This window comes from Azospirillum sp. SYSU D00513 (assembly GCF_017356015.1).
In the GTDB taxonomy this organism is placed as follows: domain Bacteria; phylum Pseudomonadota; class Alphaproteobacteria; order Azospirillales; family Azospirillaceae; genus Azospirillum.
This window is the reverse complement of sequence record NZ_JAFIQV010000039.1, coordinates 55,131-67,287: the sequence shown is the minus strand read 5'-3', so window position 1 is coordinate 67,287 and position 12,157 is coordinate 55,131. Positions and strand designations below refer to the sequence as shown.

The 12,157-nt window shown below is 71.5% G+C and carries 8 protein-coding genes; 1 reads left to right on the top strand and 7 read right to left on the bottom strand.

The window, feature by feature from the left end; genetic code table 11:
- Positions 1-286: 286 nt before the first annotated feature.
- From trxA to tsaE, 6 genes are all read right to left on the bottom strand, one after another.
- Positions 287-616, bottom strand: a complete 330-nt coding sequence (gene trxA, locus JUB11_RS24605; RefSeq protein WP_207461431.1) for a thioredoxin TrxA — start codon at positions 614-616, stop codon at positions 287-289.
- A 136-nt stretch (positions 617-752) separates the two neighbouring features.
- On the bottom strand, positions 753-4,301 hold the full coding sequence (gene addA / locus JUB11_RS24600) for a double-strand break repair helicase AddA (protein WP_207461430.1): 3,549 nt from the start codon (positions 4,299-4,301) through the stop codon (positions 753-755).
- Positions 4,298-7,270 carry a double-strand break repair protein AddB gene (addB, locus tag JUB11_RS24595; protein WP_207461429.1) on the bottom strand — a complete coding sequence of 991 codons (2,973 nt, stop codon included), beginning with the start codon at positions 7,268-7,270 and terminating at the stop codon, positions 4,298-4,300. Before addB ends, addA begins: the two co-directional genes overlap by 4 nt.
- A 130-nt stretch (positions 7,271-7,400) precedes the next feature.
- Positions 7,401-8,144 (bottom strand): nucleotidyltransferase family protein, encoded by a 744-nt coding sequence (locus JUB11_RS24590; protein WP_207461428.1) that lies wholly within the window; start codon positions 8,142-8,144, stop codon positions 7,401-7,403.
- 2 nt (positions 8,145-8,146) lie between these two features.
- Positions 8,147-9,214 (bottom strand): phosphotransferase, encoded by a 1,068-nt coding sequence (locus tag JUB11_RS24585; protein WP_207461427.1) that lies wholly within the window; start codon positions 9,212-9,214, stop codon positions 8,147-8,149.
- On the bottom strand, positions 9,211-9,690 hold the full coding sequence (tsaE, locus tag JUB11_RS24580) for a tRNA (adenosine(37)-N6)-threonylcarbamoyltransferase complex ATPase subunit type 1 TsaE (protein ID WP_207461426.1): 480 nt from the start codon (positions 9,688-9,690) through the stop codon (positions 9,211-9,213). Before tsaE ends, JUB11_RS24585 begins: the two co-directional genes overlap by 4 nt.
- Positions 9,691-10,150: 460 nt before the next feature.
- Here tsaE and JUB11_RS24575 point away from each other — a divergent pair, with 460 nt between their 5' ends.
- Positions 10,151-11,170 carry an NAD(P)/FAD-dependent oxidoreductase gene (locus tag JUB11_RS24575; RefSeq protein WP_207461425.1) on the top strand — a complete coding sequence of 340 codons (1,020 nt, stop codon included), beginning with the start codon at positions 10,151-10,153 and terminating at the stop codon, positions 11,168-11,170.
- 103 nt (positions 11,171-11,273) lie between these two features.
- Here the strand turns inward: JUB11_RS24575 and JUB11_RS24570 are convergent, their stop codons facing one another.
- Positions 11,274-11,867 carry a Spy/CpxP family protein refolding chaperone gene (locus JUB11_RS24570; protein ID WP_207461424.1) on the bottom strand — a complete coding sequence of 198 codons (594 nt, stop codon included), beginning with the start codon at positions 11,865-11,867 and terminating at the stop codon, positions 11,274-11,276.
- Positions 11,868-12,157 lie beyond the last annotated feature (290 nt).

Sequence of the window (12,157 nt, the reverse complement as noted above, 5' to 3'; positions counted from 1 at the left end):
GCTCATGCTCCGTTGCCAGATCAGAGCCTCACAACAGGCAAACCCCTTCCTTTTAACCGACTTTCTATCGAGTTCTGTGCAAGCCGTAGCCCCGGCGGGGAGAGGGAGAAAGCCGCCGTCAACGTCAGTGCCTATGCGCGAAAGCGGGGATGACGGGAAGTTGATTCCGTTCCAGGACTGTCGTTTCAGGAACAGACAGATCATCTCGCTTTGCCGGACAGCAAAAAGCCCCACCTCCGGGGGAGGCGGGGCTTTTCGAAGCGGTTCCGGACGGGCCGGAGCGCGATCAGTCGATCGAGGTTTCGACCCACTGGTCGAGCTGGCCCTTCGGCAGGGCGCCGATCTTCGTGGCGGCGACGTTGCCGTCGCGGAAGAGCATCAGCGTCGGGATGCCGCGCACGCCGTACTTGGTCGGCGTGTTGGGGTTCTCATCGATGTTGAGCTTGGCGATGGTCACCTTGCCCTTATACTTGATGGCCAGCTCGTCGAGCGCCGGAGCGATCATCTTGCAGGGACCGCACCACTCCGCCCAGAAATCGACCAGGACCGGACCGGAAGCCTTCAGCACGTCGTCGTCGAAGCTGGCGTCCGTGACCTTGACGGTGTTGTCGCTCATGTGACCTCTTGCCTCGTTCGGGGGCTCCGCCCCGGTCCGCGAAGGACACATGGCGAATCCAACCCTGTGGTGGAATTGGGCGAAATGTAGGGCTCCCTGGCCCGGTCGGTCAAGCTGTGCCGTCCTTACCCCGCCCTCACCCCAGACCGGCCGTTCCGGCAACCGTGATGGTCTTGAAAAGTTCCGGTGGCAGTTCCATGACGAACGGCCCGTCGGTCCAGAGCAGCAGGCAGCGCACCGCGCGCCCCGGATAGATCTCCGCGACCGCCGCGCGGTAGGCGGCGAGCTGGCGCAGGTAGACGGGCGGCACGTCTTCCACAAGGCGCGGCGGCGGGCGGTTCGTCTTGTAATCGACGATCCACACGGTGCCGTCGCGCAGCACAAGCCGGTCGATCTGGCCGGCGAGCGCGCGGCCCTCCACGACGCCGACCACCGGCACCTCGGCCCGCGAATCCGGCCCGAACAGGTGGGCGAAGTCCGGGTGGCGCAGCACGGCCATCGTTTCGGAGGCGATCTCGTCCTGCTGGGCGGGGGTGAGGTCGTGCGAGGGGCGGGCGAGGAAGCGCCGGCAGGCGGCCTCGCGCAGGGGCTCCTCCAGCTCCGGCAACGTCTGGAGCAGCCGGTGGACCAGGATGCCGCGCTTGAAGCGCAGCCCGTCATCCTCCCCCAGGGGGGAGCGGACGGCCGGCTCCACCCCTTCCGGCCGGGATGGCGTCAGCGGGCGGGAGGGCTCCGGCTCCTCGGGCGCCGGGGCGGTCAGCCAGGGCGGCGCGCCATGGTCGGCGTGCACCTTGCCGGCACCCGCCCCATCGTCCTTCGGCACGGCGGTCTGCGGCTCGGACAGGCGCCAGCCCGTGCCGTTCCAGCCGTCCGGGCAGAGGCCGGTGAAGTCGTACTCGTGCGGGACGCCGACCTCCTCCAGCGCGCGTTCCACCAGCTTGTACCAGCAGCCCTCGGCGGGCTCCCGCTTGCCCTGGTAGCCGCAGACGTACAGCCGGTCCTCGGCGCGCGTCAGGGCCACGTACAGCAGGCGGCGGTACTCCTGGTCGCGCCGCCGGTTGGCGCGGGCGCGCGCCTCGGCGCACAGCTTGTCCTCCTGCCCGCGCCGGGCGGCGAAGAGCGGCACCGCGCAATCCTCGTCCGGCCACAGGACGGACGGGCTCTGCGTCGGCGACCCCAGCGTGTCCGGCATGAAGACGATGGGCGCCTGGAGCCCCTTCGAGCCGTGTACCGTCATGATGCGGACCTGTCCGCCGCCCTGGTCCAGCTCGCGCTTGATCTCGGCCTCGCTGGCGGCAAGCCAGGCGAGGAAGTTCTGGAGCGAGGGCGGCTCCGTCTTCTCGAAGGCGAGGCAGACGGCCAGGAACTCGTCCAGCGGGTCCTGCGCGTCGGGGCCGAGCCGGCGCAGGATCGCGCGCCGGCCGCTGGCGCGGTCGGCCGGGCAGGGGGCGCTCAGCAGCCCGGCGAAGAACTCGTAAGGTGCGGCGAAGTCCGTACGCGCCAGCAGCTCGCCGAGATAGCGGCGCGCCGGCCCGTACGCCGCGTCCTCCTCCGCCCGGCGGACCAACGCCTGCCAGAGCGTGCCGCGCCGCCGGTGGGCCAGCGTGAACAGATCCTCCTCCGTCAGCCCGATCAGCGGCCCCTTCAGCACGGTGGCGAGCGTCAGGTCGTCCTCGGGCAGCAGCAGGAAGTCGGCCAGCGCCATCAGGTCCATGACCGCGAGCTGTTCGGTCAGCATCATGCGGTCCACGCCGGCCACGGGCACGGCACGGTCCTTCAGCGCGCGGACCAGCGCGTTGACGAAGCCGGTGCGGCGGCGGACCAGAACCATGACGTCGCCGGGCCGGATCGGCCGCCCGCGCGACTCCAGCCGCTCCCCCCGGTCCATCCAGCCGCGGATGGTGTCGGCGATCACGGCGGCAAGGCGTGAGGACGGGCTGTCCGCGGCCTCGCGCGCCACCGGCGGCGCCCAGGGTGCCGGCTCCGGCGCCTCGGCCGGCTTCACCGGCGGCCACAGCTCCACCAGCCCGGCATGGCCGCGCCGGAAGGCGCGGTGGCGGATCGCCGGGTTCGTTTCGGAGGCGACGCCGTCCTTGGCATGCTCCAGCGCGAAGACGGCGTCCACCGCCTCCAGCACGGCGGAGGTCGAGCGGAAGGAGATGTCCAGGTCCACCGCCTCCCAGCTCCGCTCGGCGAGCCGCGCGCGGTCCTGGAAATGGCGGCGCATGCGCGCGAATTCGGCCGGGTCGGCGCGCTGGAAGCTGAAGATCGACTGCTTTTCGTCGCCCACCGCGAAGACCGTGCGCACCACCCCCTGCTCGGCGCGGGCGCCGATGTCGGAGAAGAACTCCTCGGCGATGGCCGACACCACCTGCCACTGCTCGGGGTTGGTGTCCTGCGCCTCGTCGATCAGGATGTGGTCGAGGCCGCCGTCCAGCTTGTAGAGCACCCAGGGCACGGCGGGGACGCCGTCCCGGCCGCGCAGCAGACGGTTCGCCGAGAGGATCAAATCGTCGTAGTCGAGCAGGGCCTTGCCCGCCTTGCGCGACTCGTAGGCGCCGAGCAGCGCCTCCGCGAGCGTCAGCAGCGCCGACGTGGAAGCCGCCACCCCGGCCGACTTCACCCGTTCCATCAGCGAAACGATGCGCGCCGCCTCCTGCTCCAGCGCCAGCAGCGCGTGCGGGGCGGATCCTGCCGCCTTCTTGGTGATCAGCGTCTTGCGCGGGCTGCCCTCGGCCGTGAGGTAAAGCTTGGCGTAGGCGTGGAAGGCCTTCACCCGGCTTTCCGCCGCGTCCAGCCATTGCTGGATGCCGATGCCGCGCTCCTGGTCGGTGGCCGACCCGGCCGACAGCGCCCGGCAGGCCTCGCGCAGGGTCGGCGCGTCGAGCGCGCCGTCGGCGCAGGCCTCGGTCAGGATGGACGCCTCGGTCACGCCGGGCTCGACCCCCAGCGTGCCGTGGACCGCCCGGATGGTGGCCTCCAGCCTGCGGCGCCGTTCCACTTCGTCCCGCCCCTCCGGTCCGCCATGCTGCGTCAGGATGCGGTCGATCCGCCCGCGCTCGCTGGTCAGCTCGGACAGAAGGTCGGCGAACTCCTCGGCGTTGAGGTCGGCGGTCAGCCGGTCGACCGCCCGGCCGAGCGGCGTGTCCGGGTTGGCCCGCCCGGCGTGCAGCACGGAATCGCGCGCCTCGGCCAGCAGCCCGGCGGCGGTGCGGTCGTCCATCACGTCGAAATGCGGGGCGAGCCCGGCCTCCAGCGGGAAGCGGCGCAGCAGCGACTGGCAGAAGGCGTGGATCGTCTGGATCCTCATGCCGCCGGGACAGTCCACCACCTGGGCGAAGAGGCGCCGCGCGGTCAGCCGCGCCTCGCGGCTCGGCCGCTCGCCGCACAGATCGAAGAGCCGGTCCTCCAGCGCCTCGTCGGGCAGGGTGGCCCAGATGCCGAGCGTGCGGTTGATGCGGATCGACATTTCCGCCGCGGCCGCCTTGGTGAAGGTCAGGCAGAGGATGCGCGAGGGCTGCGTGCCGGCCAGCATCAGCCGCAGCACGCGGTCGGTCAGCACCTTGGTCTTGCCGGAACCGGCCGAGGCGCCCACCCAGACGGAGGCCTGGGGGTCGGACGCCCGGCGTTGCGCCACGTTGGGGTCGAGCGGCAGGCTGCGGGCGGACAGGTCCAGCACGGTCATTCCTCACCTCCACCGCCGGCGGACCATTCCTGGACGCGGGCGAGATGGGCGTAATCGGTGTAGCGCGGGGCGACGGACGGCCTGGGGCAGGAGCGGTAGGGGGTGGCCGGGTCGTCGAACTCCCGGATCAGCGCCTCCAGCCCGGCCTTCGCCTCGGCGGCGAGTGCGGCGGGGTCGCCCTTCACGGGCTTCTCCTCGCCGGCCGGGTCGCCGCCGGCCAGCCGCCAGAAGGCCAGCTCGGCCACGCGCCGCTCCGCCACTTGCGCGAAGCCGCCGGTCTCGGCGATGGCCGCCTCCAGCGGGAGCTGCGGGGCGAAGCCCAGCTCGATCTCGCGGGCCGAGGGCAGGGTGCCGGTCTTGTAGTCGATCAGCACCAACCCTCCGGCGGAGGAGTCGATGCGGTCGGCCTTGGCCGTCAGGGTGAAGGGGCCGGCCGGGCCGGACAGCTCCAGCGTGCCGGTGACCTCCGTCGCCATGGGCTTGATGGTCAGGCGGCGTTCGCGCTCCAGCCCGATGAACCATTCGGCGACCCGCTCGAAGCGTGGCCACCAGAAGGCCCAGACGTCGGGATGGGTGTCCAGCAGCGGGCCGAACTGTTTGCGGCCGATGGCGATCAGCCGGTGCAGCGCGTCCTCGGGCAGGGTGCCCGGGTGTTCGCGCACGAAGGCGTCGAGCGAGGCGTGGATGAACTGGCCGCGCTCCGAAGCCCCCGGATCGGCGGCGATGGGGTCGAGCCGGCCCAGCCGCAGCACGTGGCGCGCGTAGATGGCGTAGGGGTCGCGCATCCAGGTCTCCACCTGGGTGACCGACAGCTTGCGCGGGCGGGCCGCCACGGGCGGGCGCGGTTCCGGGGCCGGGATGGGCCGCACGGCGTCCGGCTCGTCCATGGCGCGGGCCCAGGCGAGCCAGCAGTCGCCGGCCGCGTCGATGCGCCCGTCCAGGTTCAGGGCGCGCAGCACCGTTTCCAGCCGCAGCAGCCAGCGCGAGGGCACGGTCGGCGTGCCCTCCACCCGTTCGGCGCGGGTCAGAACCACCTCCGCCGCGCCGCAGGACTGGACGAAGTCGTGGGCGGAGCGGCCGGTCGCCTGCTCCGGGCAGGGCAGGCCGAAGGCGCGGCGCATCGGGCGCGACATCCAGGGATCGGCGGCGGCCTGGGCCGGCCATGTGCCCTCGTTCAGCCCGCCGAGGATCATCAGGTCGAACTGCTGGAGGCGCGCCTCCATCGGGCCGAGGATGGCGAGGCGCGGGTGCAGGCCGTAGCGCGGGGTGACCCGGCAGCCTTCCATCAGCGCGTCCAGCACGGCCGTGTAGTCGGTGACCGGAATGGCTGGGAAGCCGTCCGCCGCTTCGAGCAGCCCATGCACGAACCGCGCGGCGGCCTCGCCATCGTCGTGGCGCCACAGCCTTTCGGGACCGGTTTCCTGCGCGCTGGCCGCGAGCGCCTCCGCAAAGGCGACATGAATCTTCATCAGTTCGGCGAGCGGCACCTCGCGGCGTTCGAACGCCTCCATCAGCGGGGCGGCGAGCACGCGCAGCCCCTCGAGCCATTCGATCAGGATGGCCTGCTGTTCGGTGTGCTCGAAGCGTTCGGCCTCGCGAAGGGCGGCCATCACCCCGTCGAAGCCTTCCGCCGGGCGCGGGCCGCGCAGCACGGTGCGCTCCAGCGCGCGGGCGGCGTTGCGGAAGTCGGAGGAATCGCGCCCGCCCGCCGCCAGCGGGTGCTTGGCGAGCGCCAGCAGCGTCAGCGGGTGGGCGCGGCCGGCGGCCAGCTCCGCCGTCAGCCGCAGATAGGTGCCCACGGCGGTGTGGGCCAGCAGCCGGCCCGCCGAGTCGTTCACCGCAATGCCCCAGCGCGACAGCGCCACCACCACGCGGCGCGCCAGGTTGCCGTCCGGCGTGACGAGCGCCGCGGTCTTCTCCGGCGTCTCCAGCGCGTGGCGCATCAGCAGCGCCACCACCGCCGCCTCCTCCTCCGAGGTGGCGGCGTCGATGCGCGTCAGCCCGGCCAGCGCGGTCTCGTTCAGCCCTTCGAGGGTCCGCCAGTCCTCGGTCGTGCTGGCCGGGCGCATGGCCTCGGCCATCAGCCGGGCACGGGCGGCCCGTGGTTCGGCGGTATCGGTCCAGAGCCCGACGATGTCGCGCGTCACGCCGAGCGTGCCGAGCAGCGTGGCAAGGCCGTACTGCGGGTGCGACTCGTCCTTCTCGATGGCATCCCAGGTCGCGTCATCGGCCATCTGGTCCAGGCCGGGCAGCACGACGGAGCCCTGCGGCAGCCGGGCGATCACGGCCAGCAACTCCGCGGCGGCGGGGATGGAGCCGGTGGAGCCCGCGGCGATGATGGGACCGGCCGGCGGCCGGGCTCGCCAGAGGTCCGCCTGGGTCTTCAGGAGGAGGTTGCGGCGCTGCGCCGGATCGACCGTCTCGTTGATCGCCTGAATGGAGGGCCAATGTTCGGTGATGATGGTCAGGAAGCGCAGGGTGATCTGCCAGTGCTGGGCGTAATCCTCCGGCACCAGGGTGGAGAGGCGGTCGAATCCGGCGCCCTCCGTCCAGACCTCGTCGATGAAATGGCCGAGATCGCCGGCCAGCCGCACGGCCTGCGCCGTGGTCGCCGCGACCCCGCCGACCCGCAGCACGGCCTGGGTCAGCAGGAGCTGGCGCTTGAGCGGCGCGATCGCCTCGGGCAGGTCGAAGCCGGCGCCGGGCAGCTCCTCCATGCCGAGGCTCAGCGCGTCGGGATCGACGTCGCCGAGCGGGCTCATGCGCGGCAGCAGCATCGGCGTTCCGCCGGAGCGGCGCAGGAAGGCCTCGCGCAGGGAGCGGCAGGCGCGCCGGTTCGGCAGCAGGACGGTGACCCCGGCGAGCGCCAGCGGGTCGCCGCCGACCCGCGCCAGGATGCCCGCGGCGAGGTGATCCACGAAGGGCGCGCCCGCCGGAATGCTGTAGACCTTGGCTTCCGGCCCCGTCATCGCGCTGTCCCTCACGTGCTTCTACCGCATGTCGTTATCGGTTGGCTTGGTTAATACATCATGTAGGAAAAGCCGGGCTGTGACCATCCTTTCCCGGCACCTGGCCCCATTGCGTTCGGGCCCAATGCGTTCAGGTCGTGACCAGCGACATGCCGCCGAAGGACAGGATGTCCTCCGACTCGCGCAGGGCGTCGGGCGTGCCGACGTGGAACCACATGCCGTCATGCGCCAGCCCGAAGAGGCGCCCGGCCTCCTGCGCGCGGTTCCAGACGCGGTTGGTGGAGAAGGGCCCCTCCGGCATGTCCCGGAACAGCTCCGGCTTCACGATCTGGACGCCGGCGAAGACGAAGGGGGCGATGTCCTGCTCGCCCCGGCGGGACAGCCGGCCCATCGGGTCCATGTGATAGTCGCCGCGCCCGTCATAGCCCACCGACTTGGTGGTCGCCATAAGCAGGAGCAGCGCGTCCATCTCGTCGGGGTTCCAGTTGCGGGCCAGCCGCTCCAGCGTCGGCACCGGCCCGTCGAGCCAGAGGATGTCGGCGTTGACCGCGAAGACCGGGGCATCGCCGAGCAGCGGCAGGGCCTTCTTCACCCCGCCGCCCGTCTCCAGCAGCGTGTCCTCCGGCGAGAGCAGGATGGCGGGCTTTTTCCGGTCCTTCAGATGTTCGGCGATCATCTCGCCCTTGTAGTGGCTGTTGACCACGGCGGTCTCCACCCCGGCCTCGGCCAGCCGGTCGAGCGCGTGATCGAGCATCGCCTTGCCCTGGATGGGAATGAGCGGCTTGGGCCGCTCCAGCGTCAGGGGGCGCATGCGCAGGCCGAGGCCCGCCGCCAGGACCATGGCCCTTTTCGGCATGGAAACAGAAGACGACATGTTCAATCCGGCTCCGGAACGACGAAGTCCGCGCGGGTGCCCGGCGGAAGATGGCGCGCGAACCACTCGGCCAGGGGGGCCAGTTCGGGCTTGGCGAGCTGCGCTTCCAGCAGGCGCCAGACGCGCGGCAGATGGGTGAGATAGGCGCGCTTGCCCTGCTGCAGGGCAAGCCGCACGAAGACGGCGACGATGCGCGTGTGGCGCACCGCCCCCAGCACGGCGTAGGAGCGGCGGAAGGCCGCCGCGTCCAGCCCGGGAAAGGCCGCGAGGTAGCGCGCGACCATCGCCTCGGCGAGGTCGGCCGGCACGTCGCGCCGGGCATCCTCCAGCAGCGACACCAGATCGTAGGCGACGGGGCCGAGCCCGGCGTTCTGGAAATCGATCAGCCCGGCCGCCCGCACGCCGGGACGCGGCAGCCGCATCACGTTGTCCACGTGATAGTCGCGCAGCAGCAGCGATTGCGGCCCGTCGCAGGCCGCCGGCACGACCCGGCCCCAGGCCGCCGCGAAATCGGCGAGTGCGGCGTCGGAAGGGGACTTGCCGGTGGCGGCGGGCACATAGACCTCGGCCAGCAGCGCCACCTGTTCGGTGAAGAGCGGGGCGTCGTAGCGGGGCAGGCCGAGCCTCGTGGCTTCCGCGGGCGGGAAGTCCCGGTGCAGCGCGATCAGCGCGTCTGTCGCCAGCGCGTAGAGCGCATGGGGGTCCTCACCGGCGCCCAGCAGGCGCGACAGCGTGTCGTCGCCGAAATCCTCCTGGATCGCGAGGCCGGCCTCGACCTCCGCCGCCAGGATCTCCGGCGCCGACAGACCGAGCCGGCGCAGGGTCTCGCCGATGACGATGAAGGGGACCAAGTCGTCGGCTGGGGCCGGGGTGTCCACCAGGATCACCGTGCCGCCGCCGGGCTTCTCCACCCGCTCGTAGCGGCGGGCCGAGGCATCGCCGGCCAGCGGCGTGCGCCGGGCGCCGCCCAGCCCGTTGCGGGCGAGGAAGGCGGCGATTGCGTCAACACGCTTGCGTGCGTCAACCGGGCTGCTTGCGTCAAACGAACCAGTTGCGTCAACGGAACTCATGGCGTCACGTCCAATGCGTCGAGCCGTCCGGCCCAGCTCCCGTGCCCCGTCAGCTCCGCGCGCCGCGCCGTGGGGCCGGCAAGGGTGAGGGTCAGGTCCAGCCGCTCCTCCGGCATCATGGGGCCTAGCCGGTCCGGCCATTCCACCAGCGCCACGGCCTCGGCCCGCGCCTCGTCCCAGCCCAGCTCGACCACCTCGTCCGGACCGGACAGGCGGTAGAGGTCGAAATGCCAGAGCGGGCCGATGTCCGTGTCGTAGGTCTGGACCAGCGTGAAGGTGGGCGAGGGCACTTCGGCGTCGGGCTCGGTGACCGAGCGGATCAGCGCGCGGGCCAGCGCCGTCTTTCCGGCGCCGAGATCACCGCGCAGGGCCACCATGTCGCCGGGCGCCAGCAGGGCGGCCAGACGGCGTGCCAGGGCGGCGGTCGCCTCCTCGTCGGGAAGGGTCAGGGTGCGTGTCGTCGTGCGGTGCGGCATGGCGCGGGATTGTGGCCGACCCGCCCCCGCCCCCGCAAGCCGGAATGGCGACCATCCCGTGCAAGTCACGGGGAGATGCGGCGGAGCATCGGACGCGCACGAAAGCTCTGCCTTCCCGGGCTGCGGCGTGCGGACCTATCGCGCGGCAGCAAGTGCCTGCAAAGAAATGAATTTTTCCGTCATCCCCGCGAAAGCGGGGATCCAGAAGTCCCCACTGCGTGCTGTTTTGGGGAACCCTGGATCCCCGCTTTCGCGGGGATGACGGTTAAGTGGTTGTTTTCTCCCGACGATGTTGCATCGCAAGAAGTTCGCATCTCCTCCCCGCCGGGGAGAGGAGATGGCGAGCGGCATCACGCCCAACAGGGTTGACCCGCGCCGTGAAACCGGACATGGAAGGGCCGTTTTTCGTCCTTTCGGCCCATTCCATCAGCCCCCACCCATCAGACAAGGTATCGCGCCCATGTCGCAAGCTCCCCTTCGCACCGATGTCGTCATCATCGGCGCCGGCCCCGTGGGCCTGTTCGCCGTGTTCGAATGCGGCATGCTGAAGATGCGCTGCCACGTGGTGGACGCGCTGGACATGGTGGGCGGGCAGTGCACGGCGCTCTACCCGGAAAAGCCGATCTACGACATTCCCGCCCATCCCGGCATCGAGGCCGCCGACCTCATCGACAAGTTGGCCGAGCAGGCGGCCCCCTTCGCGCCGACCTACCATCTGGGCCAGCAGGTCGAGAAGCTGACCCGCACCGACGAGGGGCGCTGGCTGGTCGAGACCAGCATCGGGACGCGGATCGACGCGCAGGCCGTTGTCATCGCGGCGGGTGCCGGCGCCTTCGGCCCGAACCGCCCGCCGCTGGAAGGGCTGGAGGCGTTCGAGGGCAAGTCGGTCCATTACATGGTCCGCCGCCGCCAGGACTTCGCGGGCAAGCGGGTGGTGATCGCGGGCGGCGGCGATTCCGCCGTGGACTGGACCCTGTCGCTGGCCGACATCGCGGAGAAGGTCTACGTCATCCACCGCCGGCCGAAGTTCCGCGCGGCGCCGGAAAGCGTCGCCCGGATGGAGGCGCTGGTGCGCGACGGGCGGGTGGAGATGGTGGTTCCCTACCAGCTCTCCGGGCTGGACGGCGCTGACGGGCAGCTCACCGCCGTGCGCGTGGCGACGCTGGACGGGGAGGAGAAGGCCCTGCCGGCCGACGCGCTGCTGGCCTTCTTCGGCCTGTCGATGGACCTCGGCCCCATCGCGTCCTGGGGGCTGAACCTGGAGCGCAGCCACATCGGCGTGTCGCTCCCCGGCTGCGCCACCAGCGCGCCGGGCGTTTACGCCATCGGCGACATCGCGACGTATCCCGGCAAGCTGAAGCTGATCCTCTGCGGCTTCGCCGAGGCGGCGCAGGCGGCCCACGCCATCCACCCGCTGGTCTATCCGGGCGAGGCGCTGCACTTCGAGTATTCGACCTCGAAGGGCGTTCCGGGCGCGTAAAGGGCGCATCTGGACGGAAAAAGGGCCGCCGGTGGGGAAACCGGCGGCCCGCTTTCACGGCGGCCCAGGGGATGTGCGGGGGAGCGGGCCGCCGCGAAGGGCGTCAGCCCGGCTGCTGGCCAGCCGGCTTTTCACCCGCCGGCTTCTCGCCGCCACGCTCGTGGCGCATGCCGCCGCCGTGGTGGTCGCCGTCGCGGCCGCCGTGGCGCATCCCATGATGGCCGCCATGCCCGCCGAAGCCGCCGCCGTGGCGCATCGCCTGGCGCATCAGCCCGTCGGCCGTCTTCTGCTGGTCCGGGGTGAGCTGGGCGTAGAGCGTGTCGAGCGCCGGACGCACCTTCTGGAGCTGCTGGAGGCGGGCCGACATCATCGCTTCCATCCGCTCCAGCCGCTGGGGCAGGGCCGCGTCGCGCGGCTGGTCCTTGCGGGCGGCGCAGAGGTCCTTCATCGGCTGCTGGCTGCTCTTGACGGCGTCGGCGAAGCCGGTCCAGGCGGCGCGCTGCTGCTCGGTGATCTTCAGCTTCGTCTCGGCGAAGGCCAGCATGCCGGCAAGGCGGGCGTCCTGGTCCTCGCACATGCGGGCGGCGTGATGGCGGCCGGGGCCGCCCTCGTTGCCCGGACCCGGCTGGGCGAACACCGGCACGGCGAGGCCGAGGCCGAGGGCGAGCGCGGCGGTGGTCAGCAGGGTGCGTTTCATGAGAACTCTCCTTGAAGCATGAAGCTTGGTGTTCGGGCCGGGATGCCGGAGACCGTCGCTCCGTTCCCGATGACCAGACAATGGGCCGCCGACTTTGCGGGTTGATGTCCGCGAACCCGTCCCTTGGTAACAGTGTGTAACGGCCTGTCACCCGCCCCCCGCCGGAACGGAAGGCGGAGCAACGGGTTCGGCGCGGCGGGCGGGTGCCGGGGGCCGGAACGGGCCGGTTTCCGTTACCCTGCGTTACACGTTTCCCCTTCCCCCTCGCGCGCGCGCGTTCGAAACTGGGA

What these genes read in the sequence shown, in the direction of transcription:
- trxA (WP_207461431.1), bottom strand. Translation starts at nt 616, where the DNA reads ATGAGCGACAACACCGTCAAGGTCACGGACGCCAGCTTCGACGACGAC.
- addA (WP_207461430.1), bottom strand. Translation starts at nt 4,301, where the DNA reads ATGACCGTGCTGGACCTGTCCGCCCGCAGCCTGCCGCTCGACCCCAAC.
- addB (WP_207461429.1), bottom strand. Translation starts at nt 7,270, where the DNA reads ATGACGGGGCCGGAAGCCAAGGTCTACAGCATTCCGGCGGGCGCGCCC.
- JUB11_RS24590 (WP_207461428.1), bottom strand. Translation starts at nt 8,144, where the DNA reads ATGTCGTCTTCTGTTTCCATGCCGAAAAGGGCCATGGTCCTGGCGGCG.
- JUB11_RS24585 (WP_207461427.1), bottom strand. Translation starts at nt 9,214, where the DNA reads ATGAGTTCCGTTGACGCAACTGGTTCGTTTGACGCAAGCAGCCCGGTT.
- tsaE (WP_207461426.1), bottom strand. Translation starts at nt 9,690, where the DNA reads ATGCCGCACCGCACGACGACACGCACCCTGACCCTTCCCGACGAGGAG.
- JUB11_RS24575 (WP_207461425.1), top strand. Translation starts at nt 10,151, where the DNA reads ATGTCGCAAGCTCCCCTTCGCACCGATGTCGTCATCATCGGCGCCGGC.
- JUB11_RS24570 (WP_207461424.1), bottom strand. Translation starts at nt 11,867, where the DNA reads ATGAAACGCACCCTGCTGACCACCGCCGCGCTCGCCCTCGGCCTCGGC.